The 15,423-nt window shown below is 72.0% G+C and carries 16 protein-coding genes; 7 read left to right on the top strand and 9 right to left on the bottom strand.

The features are described from left to right. Positions 1–16: 16 nt before the first annotated feature. Together IE269_RS42970 and cobC are read left to right on the top strand one after the other, a co-directional pair. Complete coding sequence (locus tag IE269_RS42970; protein WP_268253606.1) at positions 17–457, top strand: cobalamin biosynthesis protein; 441 nt, start codon at positions 17–19, stop codon at positions 455–457. Next, positions 454–1,497, top strand: a complete 1,044-nt coding sequence (gene cobC / locus IE269_RS04785) for an Rv2231c family histidinol phosphate aminotransferase CobC (RefSeq protein WP_229897863.1) — start codon at positions 454–456, stop codon at positions 1,495–1,497. Before IE269_RS42970 ends, cobC begins: the two co-directional genes overlap by 4 nt. A gap of 16 nt (positions 1,498–1,513) precedes the next feature. Here cobC and IE269_RS04790 read toward each other — a convergent pair whose 3' ends face one another. Continuing rightward, entirely contained in the window at positions 1,514–1,981 is a 468-nt protein-coding gene (locus tag IE269_RS04790) for a MarR family winged helix-turn-helix transcriptional regulator (RefSeq protein WP_189821479.1), read from the bottom strand. A gap of 126 nt (positions 1,982–2,107) precedes the next feature. On the opposite strand from IE269_RS04790, the gene IE269_RS04795 reads away from it, so the two are divergent. Continuing rightward, the gene (locus IE269_RS04795; protein WP_189821481.1) at positions 2,108–3,184 is read left to right on the top strand and encodes an alkene reductase; all 1,077 of its coding nucleotides are present in this window, start codon (positions 2,108–2,110) and stop codon (positions 3,182–3,184) included. Positions 3,185–3,252: 68 nt separating this feature from the next. Here IE269_RS04795 and thpD read toward each other — a convergent pair whose 3' ends face one another. From thpD to IE269_RS04825, 6 genes are all read right to left on the bottom strand, one after another. After that, the gene (thpD, locus tag IE269_RS04800; RefSeq protein ID WP_189821482.1) at positions 3,253–4,164 is read right to left on the bottom strand and encodes an ectoine hydroxylase; all 912 of its coding nucleotides are present in this window, start codon (positions 4,162–4,164) and stop codon (positions 3,253–3,255) included. A 3-nt stretch (positions 4,165–4,167) separates the two neighbouring features. After that, positions 4,168–4,566, bottom strand: a complete 399-nt coding sequence (locus IE269_RS04805; RefSeq protein WP_189821483.1) for an ectoine synthase — start codon at positions 4,564–4,566, stop codon at positions 4,168–4,170. Between the two features lie 52 nt (positions 4,567–4,618). Further along, positions 4,619–5,881 carry a diaminobutyrate--2-oxoglutarate transaminase gene (ectB, locus tag IE269_RS04810; RefSeq protein ID WP_189822037.1) on the bottom strand — a complete coding sequence of 421 codons (1,263 nt, stop codon included), beginning with the start codon at positions 5,879–5,881 and terminating at the stop codon, positions 4,619–4,621. A gap of 152 nt (positions 5,882–6,033) precedes the next feature. Further along, positions 6,034–6,570, bottom strand: a complete 537-nt coding sequence (gene ectA, locus IE269_RS04815; protein ID WP_189821484.1) for a diaminobutyrate acetyltransferase — start codon at positions 6,568–6,570, stop codon at positions 6,034–6,036. A 335-nt stretch (positions 6,571–6,905) separates the two neighbouring features. Next, complete coding sequence (locus IE269_RS04820; RefSeq protein ID WP_189821485.1) at positions 6,906–8,015, bottom strand: pyridoxal-phosphate-dependent aminotransferase family protein; 1,110 nt, start codon at positions 8,013–8,015, stop codon at positions 6,906–6,908. 31 nt (positions 8,016–8,046) lie between these two features. After that, complete coding sequence (locus IE269_RS04825; protein WP_189821486.1) at positions 8,047–8,988, bottom strand: LysR family transcriptional regulator; 942 nt, start codon at positions 8,986–8,988, stop codon at positions 8,047–8,049. Positions 8,989–9,109: 121 nt separating this feature from the next. On the opposite strand from IE269_RS04825, the gene IE269_RS04830 reads away from it, so the two are divergent. The 3 genes from IE269_RS04830 to IE269_RS04840 all read left to right on the top strand — a co-directional run bounded on the left by IE269_RS04830 (position 9,110) and on the right by IE269_RS04840 (position 12,809). Continuing rightward, positions 9,110–10,519 carry an MFS transporter gene (locus IE269_RS04830; RefSeq protein WP_189821488.1) on the top strand — a complete coding sequence of 470 codons (1,410 nt, stop codon included), beginning with the start codon at positions 9,110–9,112 and terminating at the stop codon, positions 10,517–10,519. Positions 10,520–10,548: 29 nt separating this feature from the next. Continuing rightward, complete coding sequence (locus IE269_RS04835; RefSeq protein ID WP_189821489.1) at positions 10,549–11,646, top strand: amidohydrolase family protein; 1,098 nt, start codon at positions 10,549–10,551, stop codon at positions 11,644–11,646. A gap of 302 nt (positions 11,647–11,948) precedes the next feature. Then, positions 11,949–12,809, top strand: a complete 861-nt coding sequence (locus IE269_RS04840; protein ID WP_229897862.1) for an SCO1860 family LAETG-anchored protein — start codon at positions 11,949–11,951, stop codon at positions 12,807–12,809. 41 nt (positions 12,810–12,850) lie between these two features. Here IE269_RS04840 and IE269_RS04845 read toward each other — a convergent pair whose 3' ends face one another. Both IE269_RS04845 and IE269_RS04850 read right to left on the bottom strand, forming a co-directional pair. After that, positions 12,851–13,927: an aminotransferase class V-fold PLP-dependent enzyme gene (locus tag IE269_RS04845; protein WP_189821491.1), complete on the bottom strand. Its 1,077-nt coding sequence runs from the start codon at positions 13,925–13,927 to the stop codon at positions 12,851–12,853. An 89-nt stretch (positions 13,928–14,016) separates the two neighbouring features. Further along, complete coding sequence (locus IE269_RS04850) at positions 14,017–14,721, bottom strand: DsbA family oxidoreductase (RefSeq protein WP_189822038.1); 705 nt, start codon at positions 14,719–14,721, stop codon at positions 14,017–14,019. A 194-nt stretch (positions 14,722–14,915) separates the two neighbouring features. On the opposite strand from IE269_RS04850, the gene IE269_RS04855 reads away from it, so the two are divergent. Next, on the top strand, positions 14,916–15,404 hold the full coding sequence (locus IE269_RS04855; RefSeq protein WP_189822039.1) for a GNAT family N-acetyltransferase: 489 nt from the start codon (positions 14,916–14,918) through the stop codon (positions 15,402–15,404). Positions 15,405–15,423 lie beyond the last annotated feature (19 nt).

Consider the following 15,423-nt stretch of genomic DNA (forward strand, 5'->3'; position numbering starts at 1 on the left):
CGCGAAAGGATGTCCGGTGAGTGCCGTGGATGCTTCCGTACGGGTGACCGCACGGGTGGCCGTGGGGGTCGGGGCGTGCGAGGACGCGCCCGTGGACGAGCTGTACGCGTTGGTGGTGGACGCCCTCGCCGAGGCCGGGCTGCCGCTCGGTGCGGTCGGGGCGCTGGCGACCGTCGACGTGAAGGCGGACGAGCGGGCGATCGTGGAGTGCGGGCGGCGGCTGGGGGTTCCGGTGCTGTCGTACGGGGCCGAGGTGCTGGCCGGTGTGACCGTGCCCAACCCGTCCGGGCGGGCGCTGAGTGCGGTGGGGACGCCGTCGGTGGCGGAGGCGGCGGCGCTCGCGGCAACGGGCACCGGCGGCGAACTCCTCGTACCGAAAAGGAAGTCGAGCCCTGCGGGGCGTCCGGCCATGGCGACGTGCGCGGTGGCCCGTACAGGGATGGGTGTGTCGCGGTGACCTTTCTTGACCATGACCTGCGGCATCACGGAGATGCGGAGGTGCGGGGCGCGTCCGCCGGGCTGGTGGATCTCGCGGTCAACGTACGGTCCGGGACGCCGCCGGAGTGGCTGAAGGCACGGCTCGCCGCCTCGCTCGACACCCTCGCCGCGTACCCGGACGGGACGGGCGCGCGGGCGGCGGTGGCGGCGCACCACGGGCTGCCGGTGGAACGGGTGCTGCTGACGGCGGGGGCGGCGGAGGCGTTCGTGCTGATCGCGCGGGCTCTGGAGGTGCGTCGGCCGGTGGTGGTGCACCCGCAGTTCACCGAGCCGGAGGCGGCGCTGCGGGATGCGGGGCACCAGGTGGGGCGGGTGCTGCTGCGGGAGTCGGAGGGGTTCCGGCTGGATGTGGACGCAGTGCCGGAGGATGCGGACCTGGTGGTGATCGGGAATCCGACGAATCCGACGTCGGTGCTGCACCCGGCCTCGGACATCGCTCGGCTTGCCCGACCCGGGCGGGTGCTCGTCGTGGACGAGGCGTTCATGGACGCGGTGCCCGGGGAGCCGGAGGCGCTCGTGGGGCGGACGGATGTGCCGGGTCTGGTGGTGCTGCGGAGTCTCACGAAGACGTGGGGGCTGGCGGGGCTGCGGGTGGGGTACGTGAGTGCTGCGCCGGAGGTGATCGGCTTGCTGGAGCGGGCTCAGCCGTTGTGGCCGGTGTCGACGCCGGCGTTGGTGGCGGCGGAGGGGTGTGTCTCCCCCCGGGCGCAGGAGGAGGCGGCGGAGGCGGCGCTCGCCATTGCCGCCGACCGGGACCACTTGCTGGCGGGGCTCGCCGAGCTGGGGTCGGTGAGGGTCGTCGAGGGGGCTCGGGCTCCCTTCGTACTGGTGCGGGTGCCGGGGGATGTGCGGGGGCGGTTGCGGGAGCGGGGGTTCGCGGTGCGGCGGGGGGACACGTTTCCCGGGCTCGGGGAGGGGTGGGTGCGGGTCGCGGTGCGGGACCGGGGGACGACGGACCGGTTCCTGGCGGAGCTGGGGAAGGTGGTGGCGGAGGGGTAGGTGGGGGGTGCTGCCCCTACTCGCACTCCTCCGCCGAAGCCTCCGCGCACAGGTTCCGCTCGACCTTGGTCAGCAGGAGCAGCAGGGACTCCCGTTCGGCCTCGGAGAGACCGGCAGCCGTCCGCGCCTCCAGCGCCGCCCACGCCCCCGTGACCTTCTCGCGCAGGGCGCAGCCCTGCGGGGTGGCCTCGACCAGCGAGGCGCGGCGGTCCGCCGGGTCCGGGCGGCGGCTCACGTAGCCCGCCTGCTCCAACCGCTGGAGGGACTTGGTCACCGTGGAGGGGTCCAGGCCGACGGCCTTGATCAGCTCCGACTGGCGGACCGGGCCCGCCTCCCACAGGTGCATCATCACGAACTCCTGCCCCGGGTAGAGGCCCAGGCACCTCAGCACCTTCCCCGCCGCGATCCGGTGCAGCCTGGCCACCGTCGCCAGGGAGGAGCTGACCGGTCCGACATCGGGACAGGCGGGGTCGTCGGGGTTCATGGCGGGGCCTCGTTCCAAGCGGCGGCGGAGAGTTCTCATTACTTTAACTTGGTCGGCCAAGTAATGGGTTACAGTGGCGCAGCAGAGATTACTTGGCCGACCAATAAATAGCCTTGGGGGCTTGCCATGACCACCACCGCCTTCACCCCGCACGACCTCTCCGGCACCACCCTCGCCAACCGCATCGCCCTGGCCCCCATGACCCGCAGCCGCGCCGGCGCGGGCGGCGTGCCGACCGAGCTGGTCGCCGAGTACTACGCCCAGCGCGCCTCCGCCGGGCTGATCGTCACCGAGGGCGTGCAGCCGTCGGTGGTCGGCCAGGGCTACCCCTTCACCCCCGGCCTGCACAGCCAGGAGCAGGTCGCCGGGTGGCGCAAGGTCACCGACGCGGTGCACGCCGAGGGCGGCGTGATCTTCGCCCAGCTCATGCACGGCGGCCGGATCGGGCACCCGAGCCTGCTGCCCGACGGGCTCACCCCGGTCGCGCCCTCCCCGGTGACCCCGGCAGGCAAGCTGTTCGCCGGTGAGGGGCTGGTCGAGTTCGGCGAGCCGAGGGAGCTGACCGGCGACGAGATCCGCGAGACCGTCCAGGACTTCGCGCGTGCCGCCCGCAACGCGATCGACGCGGGCTTCGACGGGGTCGAACTGCACGGCGCCAACGGCTACTTGATCCACCAGTTCCTGTCCGCCAACGCCAACCTGCGCACCGACGAGTGGGGCGGCGACACCGTCGAGAACCGCATCCGCTTCGCCGTCGAGACGGTGCGGGCGGTCGCCGCCGAGATCGGCCCGGAGCGCACCGCGATCCGCCTCTCCCCCGGCAACCCGTACAACGACATCACCGAGACCGACGTCGAGGCGACGTACGAGGCCCTGGTCGACGTCCTTGCCCCGCTCGGCCTCGCCTACCTGCACGTCCTGGAGGCCACGGACACCTACCGGGCGCTCACCCCGGTGCTGCGCGCCAAGTTCGACGGGACCTTCATCCTCAACCCGCACACCGAGGGCCCCACCGACCACCGCGCGCTGCCGCTCCTGGACGAGGGGGCCGCCGACCTGCTGGCGTTCGGCGCGCTGTTCCTCGCCAACCCGGACCTGCCCGCCCGCCTGGCCACCGAGGGCCCGTACAACGCCCCCGACCCGGCCACCTTCTTCGGCGGCGACGCGAAGGGCTTCACGGACTACCCGGTGCTGAACAAGTAGCCCCTGGACGCGACGAAGCGGGCCGGCCTCTCCATGAGAGGCCGGCCCGCTTCGTACGAGCGAGCGAACTACTGCACCGGCGTGAAGTCCCGCGCACCGATGAAGTCCGGGCGGCGGACCGGAGCCGCGAAGGGCTCCACCGCCGTGTTCTCCACGCTGTTGAACACGATGAAGACGTTGCTGCGGGCGTACGGCGTGATGTTGTCGCCGGAGCCGTGCATGCAGTTGCAGTCGAACCAGGTGGCCGAACCGGCGCGCCCCGTGAAGAGCTTGATGCCGTGCGCGTCGGCCATCCGGGTCAGCGCCGCGTCGGACGGGGTGCCCGCGTCCTGCATCTGGAGGGACTTCTTGTAGTTGTCCTTCGGCGTCTCGCCCGCGCAGCCCAGGAAGTGCTTGTGCGAGCCGGGCATGATCATGAGCCCGCCGTTGGTGTCGAAGTTCTCCGTCAGCGCGATCGAGACCGAGACGGTGCGCATGTTCGGCAGGCCGTCCTCGGCGTGCCAGGTCTCGAAGTCGGAGTGCCAGTAGAAGCCGGACGCCCCGAAGCCGGGCTTGACGTTGATCCGCGACTGGTGGACGTAGACGTCCGAGCCGAGGATCTGGCGGGCCCGGCCCACCACGCGCGGGTCCCGCACGAGCTGCGCGAAGACGGTGCTGAGCTTGTGGACCTCGAAGACCGACCGTACGTCCTGCGACTGCGGCTCGATGATCGAGCGTTCGTCGGCCCGCACCGCCGGGTCGGCGACCATGCGGTCCAACTCGGCCCGGTACAGCGCCACTTCGTCGTCCGTGATCAGCTGGTCGACGGTGAGGAAACCGTCCCGCTCGAAGCCGGAGAGGTCACCGGCCGTGATCGGGCCCTCGGCGTCCGGGGCCCAGAGGACGGGGTCCTGGCGGGGGGTGGTGACCTCGGTGGCGCCGCGCGTCGGGTAGAGGTCGCCCGTCGCGGACCCTGCGGGGCTGGTGAGTACGTCGGTCATGGCTCAGACCTCCTCGGTCAGCAGCGGGTAGACGCCGTTCTCGTCATGGTCCTCCCGTCCGGTCACGGGAGGGTTGAACACGCACACGCACCGGAAGTCGGTCTTCGGGCGCATGGTGTGGCGCTCATGGCCGTCCAGCAGGTACATGGTGCCGGGCTCGATCCAGTGGGTCTCGCCGGTCTCGTCGTTGGTGAGTTCCGCCTCGCCCTCGACGCACAGGACGGCCTCGATGTGGTTCGCGTACCACATCTGGGTCTCCGTACCCGCGTACAGCGTCGTCTCGTGCAGGGAGAAGCCGACCTTCTCCTTGGCGAGCACGATGCGCTTGCTCTCCCAGGTGCCGGTCTTCGCCTTCACATGGCGGTCGGTTCCTTCGATGTCCTTGAACGAGCGGACAATCACGGTGACATGGGCCTTTCTCTTACGTACGGATTTCGTGTGCGGCGGCGAGGGGTCAGGCGGTTTCGCGGACCGCGCGGGCCAGGATCCGCAGCCCCTCGTCGAGTTCTTCGGCGGAGATGGTGAGCGACGGGAGCAGCTTGACGACCTCGCTCTCCGGGCCCGAGGTCTCCAGGAGCATGCCGAGCTCGAAGGCGCGGCGGCACACGGCGGTGGCGCGGCCCTTGTCGGTGAACTCCATGCCCCAGACCAGGCCGCGGCCCCGGAAGCTGACGCCGGCCTCGGCGTTCTCGTCGGCGATGGCGAGCAGCGCACGCTCGACCAGCTCGCCGCGGGCCAGGGTCTGCTTCTCCATCTGGCCGTCGGCCCAGTAGGCGTTGAGTGCGGCGGCGGCCGTGACGAAGGCCGGGTTGTTGCCGCGGAAGGTGCCGTTGTGCTCGCCGGGCTCCCAGACGTCCAGCTCCGGCTTGAACAGGCAGAGCGACATGGGCAGTCCGTAGCCGCTGATCGACTTCGAGAGGGTGACGATGTCCGGCTGGATGCCCGCCTCCTCGAAGGAGAAGAACGCGCCGGTGCGGCCGCAGCCCATCTGGATGTCGTCGACGATCAGCAGCATGTCCTGGCGGTGGCACAGCTCCTGGAGGGCGCGCAGCCACTCGGCGCGGGCGACGTTGATGCCACCCTCGCCCTGGACGGTCTCCACGATCACGGCGGCCGGCTTGTTGAGGCCCGAGCCCTGGTCCTCCAGGAGGCGCTCGAACCACAGGAAGTCCGGGACCTGGCCGTCGAAGTAGTTGTCGAACGGCATCGGCGTGCCGTGGACCAGGGGTATGCCGGCGCCGGCGCGCTTGAAGGCGTTGCCGGTGACGGCGAGCGAGCCCAGCGACATGCCGTGGAAGGCGTTGGTGAAGGACACGACCGACTCGCGGCCCTTGACCTTGCGGGCCAGCTTCAGTGCGGACTCAACGGCGTTGGTGCCCGTCGGGCCCGGGAACATCACCTTGTAGGGGAGGTCGCGGGGGCGCAGGATCACGTTCTGGAAGGTCTCCAGGAACGCACGCTTGGCGGTCGTCGCCATGTCCAGGCCGTGGGTGACGCCGTCGCGCTCGATGTAGTCGATCAGGGCGCGTTTCAGGACCGGGTTGTTGTGCCCGTAGTTGAGGGACCCGGCACCGGCGAAGAAGTCGAGGTAGGTGTGGCCGTCCTCGTCGTACATGCGCGAGCCCTGTGCGCGGTCGAACACGGCGGGCCAGCTGCGGCAGTAGCTCCGGACCTCGGACTCGAGGGTTTCGAAGACGCTGAGTTCAGGCGCAGTCAGGCCGTAGGCCTGTCCGGTAGGGCTGGTGGTGGGAGACGGGTGGGCGGGGGGCGTGATGGTCACTGCGGTCTCCTGGGATGGGGAGAGGGCGGGTGTACGAAGAAGAAGTTCGGGGCCCGCCGACACGAGGGGCGGGGCGGTACGCGTACGGCTCAGGCCGCGACCGGTGCGATCCGGTACAGCACCTCGGGCAGGTGGCTCTCGCCCGGGTCGGCCGGGAACACGCCCGCGTCGAAGAGGACTTCGCGGCTGACGCTCGCGCCCCGGCGCTCGGCGTAGGAGGTGAACAACCGGTCGGACGGAACGTTGTCCGGCGTGATCGTCGTCTCGACGGTGGTGATGCCGTGGCTGGCGGCGACCTTCAGGGTCAGCGCGTCCAGCAGCGTTCCGGCCAGGCCCCGGCCCCGGTGCGCGTTGTCCACCGCGACCTGCCAGACGACCAGCGTCTCGGGGCGCTCCGGACGGACGTACCCGGTGACGAAGGCGATCGGGTCGCCGCCGGGCCGGTCGCGGGCGACCACCGAGGTCGTCGCGAAGTCGCGACACCACAGGAGGTAGCTGTACGAGGAGTTCAGGTCCAGGACCTGGGAGTCGCGGGCAATGCGCCAGATCGCAGCTCCGTCCTCCACTCGCGGGCTGTCGATCTCCAAAACTGACGTGGTTACTGGGTCTGCTTGTGCGGCAGTCATGTCGATGAAATTTACCGAGGGAATTCAAAAAATGCATGGAGGGACGGGGTTGGCTGATTGCGCTCCTCGTGTTATCGCGCGAGCGCGAGCCGCTGGTGAACCGGTCGCAAATCAAGCAGATTTGCCCGGAAATTACCGGGCAAATCTCCTTGCGTGTGGGGTCGGTCACACGTCCGAAACACCTCGGAACCCCCTGCGAAATCTTGGCGTTTAGCCCTTGGAGGAGCGGGCATAAGAAAACGGGAAGCTGCGGTGAATAAGCAGCTTCCCGTTTTCTGTTCGTCGACTGTGAATTTCCGGGATTACCCGTTATCCCGTCGACAATTATTGGTGAATTATTCGGAGGGCCAGGTTTCCGTCACGGCGGCCCGGGCAGAAGCGATCTCCGTGCCCGGTGCGCCGAGCCGCTCCAGTGCCCCGGCCAGTGCCTCCAGCGAGGCGAGCACGGCTTCGCGGGTGGCGTCCGCGCCGTAGTGGTTGACCCGGATCATCTCCTTGGCGAGCGCACCGCCGCCCGCGATCAGCGGCGCGGAGGGGTCGAGGGCGAGGGCCTTCGCGACGACCTCGGAGGCGTCGAGCCCGCCGGTCACCCGCAGCGTGGTGGCGACGGGGGCCGCGGCCCCGGCTTCGTGCACGAACGGCTCGAGGCCCCCGCCGAGCGCGAGCGCGCCCGCCCGGGTCGCCTCGGCGGCCTTGGCATGCCGCGCCATGACGGTGTCGAGGCCTTCGGCCTCGATGCGGTCCAGGCAGGCTTCGAGCGCCAGCATCTCCAGCTGCGCGGGGGCGAACATCAGCGCCTTGCGGCCGCCGTCGATCCAGCGCGCCTTCCAGTCCAGGAGCGAGAGGTAGGAAGCGCGGGGCGCGTCCGGGTTGGCGGCGAAGCGCTCCCAGGCGCGGGCGCTGACCGAGACGGCGGAGACCCCGGCGGGGCCGCCCATCGCCTTCTGCGCGCCGATGATGCACAGGTCGACGCCCCACTCGTCGGGGCGCACCGGCTCCGCGCCGACGGAGGCGACGGCGTCCAGGTAGAACAACGCACCGTGTGCGCGCACCACTTCGCCGATCTCGGCGACCGGGTTGGTGTTGCCGGTGGCGGCCTCGGCGTGCACCAGGGACACGAAGTCGATCTCCGGGTGGGCGGCGAGCGCCTCGCGGACGGCGTCGGCGGTGACCGCCGCGTGGAAGGGCACCGCGAGGTCGTGCACGGTGGCGCCGCAGTCGCGCAGCCAGTTGCCGAAGGTCTGCCCGTACGGACCGGTGACGATGTTCAGCGCGTGCGAGCCGCGCGGCGCACCGGCGCGGATGCACGCCTCCAGCGGCAGCAGCGCCTCCCCCTGCATGATCACGACGTCCTGCTCGGTGCCGAGGAAGGCGGCGACCTTGCGGTCGATGCGGGCGACGTCCGCGGCGGTGAGGGCGGGCAGGTCCAGCAGGCTCAGGGTCACGGCGGTGCTCTCTTCGGATCAGTGTTCGGCCTTACTCGGCCGAGGGTAGCCCCACCCCCGGGGAGGGGCTCGACGCCCGCCCCTGCTCCCGGGCGAGCCGGGCGACGGCCGTCCGCAGCCACCGGTGCGCCGGGTCGGCGTCCAGGCGCAGGTGCCAGGCCATGCCGTGCTCCGCCTCGGGCAGGTCGAGCGGGATCTCCAGGACGACCAGCGCCATCTCCCTGGTCGCGTACGGGGCGAACGCGGCCGGCACCAGCGCCAGCACGTCCGCGCCCAGCGCCATGAAGCAGGCCGCGCTGTACGTCGGCACGGTGGCCAGCACGTCCCGGGCGAGCCCGAGGGCGTGCAGCCGCTCGTCGACGACGCTGTGCGGGCGGCCGTGCCGGGAGACGGTGACGTGCGGGACGGCGGCGAACTCCTCGACGGTGAGCGGCCGTCGGGCGAAGGGAGCGCCCTCCCTGGCGACCGCCGCGTAGCCGCCGGTGCCCAGCGGCAGGCTGCGCACGTCCGGCGGCAGCGCGGGCAGCACGCCGACGTCGAGGTCCACCCCGTCGCGCAGGTCGGCGGGGTCCTCGTCGCCCTCGGGCAGCATGCGCAGCCGTACACCGGGGGCGGCCTCGGCGGCGTACGCGACGAGGTCGGAGCCGATCGACACGCAGAAGCTGTCGCTGGACCGTATCGTGAACTCCCGTTGCAGTGAGGCTAGTTCGAGCGGCTGCGGCGGCTGGAGCGCCATCGAGGCGGCCTCCAGCGCGGCCCGTACGCCCGGCCGCATGGCCTCGGCTGCGGGGGTCGGCACGAGACCGCGCCCGGCCGGTACGAGGAGGGGGTCGCCGACCACCCGGCGCAGCCGTCCCAGGGTGCGGCTCATCGCGGAGGCGGAGACGCGCATCTCGGCTGCGGCCCCGGCGACACTGCCGGTGCGCAGGAGGGCGTCCAGGGCGGGAAGGAGGTTCAGATCCGGGAGCTGCATGGAACGCAATCCTAGATTGACGATTCGGAACTTGTGGTCAGCATTGGCCGGGGCCGACGATGGACACCTCCCGGCGGCCGCGGGGACCCATCCACTCCACCCACCCTCCCCTCGGAGAGTCATGATCGACGCACGTCAACGCAGCATCGCGCTGCTCGTCGCGGGCTGTTTCTTCATGGAGAACCTGGACGGCACCCTGGTGTCGACCGCCGCCCCCGACATCGCCGCGTCCCTGCACACCACCCCTGCCTCCGTCGGCCTCCTCGTCACCTCCTACTTCGTGACGCTGGCCGTCCTCATACCGCTCAGCGGCTGGCTGACCGCGCGCCTGGGCACGCGGCGGGTGCTGCTGGGCGCCATCACCGTCTTCACGCTCGCCTCGCTGGGCTGCGCCCTGGCCACGGACGTCGGCCAGATCGTCGCGCTGCGGGTCCTCCAGGGGGCGGGCGGCGCGATGATGGTGCCGGTCGGCCGCCTGGTGGTGCTGGGCGGGGCGGCCAAGCCCGACATACCGCGCCTGGTGGCGTTCATCGTGTGGCCGGCGCTCGTCGCGCCGGTGATCGCCCCGCTGCTGGGCGGGCTGCTGACGACGTACGCGAACTGGCGCTGGCTCTTCCTGATCAACATCCCGCTCGGGCTGCTGGCCCTGCTGGTCACCCGCCGTCTGATCCCGGCCGGGAAGCGCGGCACTCCCCCGCCGCTGGACCTCGTCGGCACGGTGCTGATCTGCGCGGGGCTGGGCGGGATCACCTGGGCGGCGCACTTGGTGTCGGAGCCGGTGCAGGCCTGGGGCGTGATCGCGGCCGTGACGGCGGTCTCGGCGCTCGCGCTGGCGGTGTCGGTACGTCATCTGCTGCGCACCCCGCACCCCCTGATGGACCTGCGCACCCTGCGCGTCACCACCTTCCGGGCGTCGGTGACGGGCGGTTCGCTCTTCTGGATCGTGGTCGGGGCGATCCCCTTCCTGCTCCCGCTGCTCTTCCAGGACGCGTTCGGCTGGAGTGCGGTGAAGTCGGGGGCGGTGGTGCTGTTCGTGTTCGTCGGCAACATCGGGATCAAGCCCGCGACGACGTGGCTGCTGCACCGCTTCGGCTTCCGGAGGCTGCTGCTGGTGGCGACGGTCGGGCTGGCGGCGACATCGGTGGCCTGCGGTTTCCTGACGGCGGACACACCGGTCGCGGTGATCGCGGCGCTCGCGGTGCTCAGCGGGGCGGCCCGCTCGCTGGGCCTCACCTGCTACATCACCATCTCCTTCGGCGACGTGCCGCCGGAGCAGATGCGGGACGCCAACACCCTTTCCGCGACGAGTCAGCAGCTGATGGCGGGGCTCGGCGTCGCGGTCGGCGTGATGGCGCTGCGGGCGGGCGGCGCGGTGAGCGCCGGGGCGGCGTACCCGATCGCCTTCGGGCTGCTCGCCCTGGTGGCACTGGCCGCGACGGCGGGCGCGCTGCGGCTGCGCGGGGACTCGGGGCGGGCGGTGCTGGGCGGGCGCGACTCCGGGCGCACGCAGACCGCCGTCGCGGCCGACTGAGGCCGCATCCGGCCTCGTACAGTGCTGGAATGAGCGATCACAAGGTGCTGCACGTGAAGGGCCGGGTGCTGGTCGGGCCCGAGGACGTACGGGACGAACTGTGGGCCGTGGACGGCCGCATCACGTACGAACGCCCGCCTGGTGCAGGGGAGTTGACCACCCTGGAGGGCTGGGCGATGCCCGGTCTGGTCGACGCGCACTGCCATGTCGGGCTCGACGGGCACGGGGCGGTGGACGCCGAGACGAGCGAGAAGCAGGCCCTCACCGACCGGGACGCGGGGACGCTGCTGATCCGGGACGCCGGGTCGGCGGCGGACACCCGCTGGATCGACGACCGGGACGACCTCCCGAAGATCGTCCGGGCGGGCCGGCACATCGCCCGCACCCGCCGCTACATCCGCAACTACGCGCACGAGATCGAGCCCGGGGACCTGGTGGCGTACGTGGCGGCCGAGGCGCGGCGCAGCGACGGCTGGGTGAAGCTGGTCGGCGACTGGATCGACCGTGAGGCGGGCGACCTCACCCCGTGCTGGCCGCGCGGCGAAGTGGAGGCGGCGATTACGGAGGCGCACCGGCTGGGGGCACGGGTCACGGCCCACTGCTTCGCCGAGGACTCCCTCCGCGACCTCGTGGAGGCCGGGATCGACTGCATCGAGCACGCGACGGGCCTGACCGAGGACACCATCCCCCTCTTCGCCGAACGCGGCGTCGCCATCGTCCCGACCCTCGTCAACATCGCCACCTTCCCGCACCTCGCGGACGGCGGCGAGGCGAAGTTTCCGCGCTGGTCGGCGCACATGCGGGAGCTGCACGCCCGCCGGTACGACACGGTGCGCGCGGCGTACGACGCGGGCATCCCGATCTTCGTCGGCACGGACGCGGGCGGCTCCCTGGCGCACGGTCTGGTGGCGGAGGAGGTCGCCGAACTGCTCAAGGCGGGCATCCCGGCCCGGGACGCGCTGGACGCGACGGCGTGGGGCGCGCGGGAGTGGCTGGGCCGGCCGGGGCTGGTGGAGGGTGCTCCGGCGGACCTGGTGGTGTACGAGGCGGATCCGCGGGCCGACGTACGGGTGCTGGGGGCGCCGCGGCACGTGGTGGTGAACGGGCGGGTGGTGTCGGGGCGTTGACGCGAGGGGGCCGTCGCCGTCATGCGTCTCCCCGCGCGCTCCCCCGACCGGGCGAACGATCACCCCCGGAAACGAACCCCCTTCCGCGAGAAGGGGAACACACTCCCGAAAACCACCCCTTGGAGTGAACTAACCCTCCGCGCCCCCTCATTCACTCTCGGTGCGTAAGGATTCCCCTGTCTCGGTCGCCCGACCGCGGCCGCCACGGTGTCCCCCGTGACGGACGGCCGCGGGTCGGGCGGCGTCATTCACGCATGTTCCATTTGTGGGGGTCCACCGCTTTGAACAGCTCTCTCTTTCGCATGCCCGCACTCGCTCAGGCCGCCGGGGCGTTGACGCTGCTGGCCCTGGCCGCAGGCCCGGCACAGGCCACCGGCACCCCTTCCGAGAAGGGGACGGCACAGGCGTCGGTCCTGACGGCGGGCCTGGACGTGTCCCTGCTCAACAAGACGCTGAACGTGCCGGTGAAGACCTCCCTCAACGAGGTGACGGCCCCCGGGACCGCCTCGCGGACGGCGCTGACGGTGACGGTGGACGGCGTCGACAAGGGGCAGCCGGTGTCGATGCTGCGGGCGGACGTGGCGACGGCGAAGGCGGACGTGCGGGCGGAACGGGCGGAGGCGCACGCGGAGTTGGCACGGGCGAAGGTCCACGTGCCGGGCCTGCCCCTGCTCTCGCTGATCGAGGTCGAGAACGTGACCTCCCGGTCGGTGTGCGTGGCGGGGGCGCGCCCGGAGGCGGAGGCGAACGCGCTGGGCCGGGTGACGGTGCTCGGGAAGCGGGTGACGCTGACGGCGGGCGGCCCGACCCGGGTGCGGGTTCCGGCGGTGGGCGAGGTGACCCTCACCCTCTCCAAGACGCACACGACGACACGGAAGGCGGCTGCGGCGGCGCTGGAGCTGAAGGTGTCGGTGAACCCGCTGAAGCTGAACGTGGCGGAGGTGGAGGGCCTGGTGACCCTGGCCTCCACCGCGTGCACGGTCCCGGACGTCCAGACCCTGAAGCAACCGGCACCGGCCGCCCCCCGACCGCAGACGGTGACGGCGGACCCGGTCAACCTGGCCGAGACGGGCGGCAGTTCGGCGACGCCGTACCTGGTGGGCGGCGGGGTGCTGTTGCTGGCGGTGGGCGGGGTGGCGGTGGCCCGCGGCAGGAGGGCGTAATGGACCGCCCCCTGGGGCGGCGGGCCCGCCGCCCCAGGGGGCTAGCCCAGGACGGACAGCACCCGGTCCGCGTCCGCCGACGAGTTGTACAGGTGGAAGGACACCCGCAGGTTCCCCGCCCGGGAGGACACCCGGATGCCCGCCCCCTCCAGTGCGGCCGCCCGGTCGCCCAGGCCGGGCACGGCCACGATGGCGGAGCCGGGTGCCGCCACCGGGGCGTGCCCCAACTCCCGCAGGCCGGACCGGAGTCGGTCCGCGAGCGAGACGTTGTGGGCCCGGACGGCCTCGATCCCGAGCGACTCCACGAGGGCCAGCGACTCCACCGCCCCCTGGTAGCAGAGGAAGGGCGCCGACGTGTCGTACCGCCGCGCGGAACGGGCCAGTTCCGCGATCGGCCCGTACGTGCTGCCCCAGATGTCCTCCGCCGCCGACCACCCGGCCTGGATCGGCGGCGTGACCTCCTGGGCCTCCTCCGAGACGGTCAGGAAGGACGTCCCGCGCGGGCACATCAGGTACTTGTACGCCGCCGAGACGGTGTAGTCGTACGCCCCGGCGTCCACCGCCAGCCACCCGGCCGCTTGGGACAGGTCGGCCAGCGTGCGCGCCCCGTGCGCGGCGGCGGCCGCCCGTACCGCCGTGTCGTCGGCGAGCCGCCCGTCGGCGGACTGCACGACGGCCCACGCCACCAGCGCCGTCTCCGGCCGCACCTCCGCCGCGAGGTCGTCGAGCGGCACGCAGCGCACCTTGAGGTCGGGCCGTACGACGAAGGGCTGCACGAGTGAGGAGAACTCGCCCTCGGGGAGCAGGACTTCGGACCCCGGCGCCAGGGCCGCCGCCACCACCGAGGTCTGCGACGCGACCGACGTGCCGACGGCGACCCGGTCCGCCGCGATGCCGACCAGCCGCCCGTAGGCGGCCCGGGAGAGGTCGAAGGTCTCGTACGTGCCCGCGTCGGGCCGCACCCCGAGGGCGCTCTGCTCGGCGAGCGTGGTGACGGCCTCGACGGTGCGGCGCGGCAGGAGCCCGTACGAGGAGGTGTTCAGATACGTGCCTTCGGGCGCGAACTCTCCCGGAGCGAGCGCGGAGGCGGCGGAATCGGGACGGGGAGTGGAGGTCATACGGGCACTCTGCCCGGCCCTCAGCTCCCCGTCCACAGCGTTTCGCGGGCCGGACCCTCCTGGATCCCGCCCGGCCAACACGCCACCGCTCAGGAGCAGTTGCCGTCCACGTCGCAGGTCTCGCCGTCGGCCGCCGTCGCCACCTGCACCAGCGGCGACCGCCCCTGCCACGCCTGCTCCAGCGCCTGCGTGAAGACCTCGGCGGGCTGCCCGCCGGAGACCCCGTAGCGGCGGTCGAAGACGAAGAAGGGCACACCGTTGGCGCCCAGCTCGGCGGCCTCGCGCTCGTCGGCGCGCACCGCGTCGGCGTACGCGGTCGGATCGGCCAGCACCGCGCGCACCTCCGCCTCCTCAAGGCCCGCCCGTACCGCGATGCCCACCAGCACCTCGTCGTCGAAGACGGACGCGGTCTCGGCGAAGTTGGTGCGGTAGGCGAGGTCGAGCAGCTCGCTCTGGAGGCCGCGCTCCTTGGCGAGGTGCAGGACGCGGTGGATGTCGAAGGTGGAGCCGCTGTCGCGGCCCTCGGTGACGTACGCCAGGCCCTCGGCGTGCGCGTTGGAGGCGACGGTCTCCTCCATGGCGCGCACCTGCTCGGGCGTACGGCCGTACTTCTTCGCCAGCATGTCGACGACCTGCTCGACGTCGCCCTTGGCACGGTTCGGGTCGAGCTCGAAGGAGCGGTGGACGACCTCGACGCCGTCCCGGTGCGCGAAGGCTTCGAGGCCCTTCTCGAAGCGGGCCTTGCCGACGTAGCACCAGGGGCACGCCACGTCGGACCAGATCTCGACGCGCAGGGGGGCGGCGGGGGTCGTCATGTTCTTCTTCTCCAGGTCTCATACAAGTACAAGCGTCAACAACAGGGGCAACCCCCGCGCCGCCGTCCGCATTCCCGCCCCGTCCGCTCTCGCGTTCGATAGCCTGCGGGACCCGCCCGCCCCGCACCGCCCGGAGGACCACCATGCTCCCCTCGAACCCCGAGTCGACGGACCTGCGGATCTCCCTGCGCGAGGTCCGGGACGGCGACCTCCCCGTCTTCTTCCGGCAGACGAACGACGCCGTCGCCCTCGACATGGCCGCCTTCACCGCCGAGGACCCGGCCGACCGCGAGCACTTCGCGACGCACTGGCGGCGGATCCGCAACGACCCGCAGGTGGTCGTCCGGACCGTGGTCGGCCGCACGGCGGACGGCGAGGAGGTGGTGGTCGGGAACGCGGCCGTGTTCGGGCCGCCCCGGGAGCGGGAGATCACCTACTGGATCGGCCGGGAGCACTGGGGCCACGGCCTGGCCACCCGTGCGCTGCGGGCGCTGCTCGACCTGGTGCCGGACCGGCCGCTGTACGGGCGGGCGGCGGCGGACAACACCGCTTCGATCCGGGTGATGGAGAAGTGCGGGTTCGTGCTCTCGCACCGGGAGAAGGGGTACGCGAACGCGCGCGGCGTGGAGATCACGGAGGCCGTCCTTCGGCTCGACGCGTAGGTACCGCCCGCCGCCCCCT

Origin of the sequence: Streptomyces spiroverticillatus (genome assembly GCA_014650415.1) — a bacterium.
Classification (GTDB): domain Bacteria; phylum Actinomycetota; class Actinomycetes; order Streptomycetales; family Streptomycetaceae; genus Streptomyces; species Streptomyces spiroverticillatus.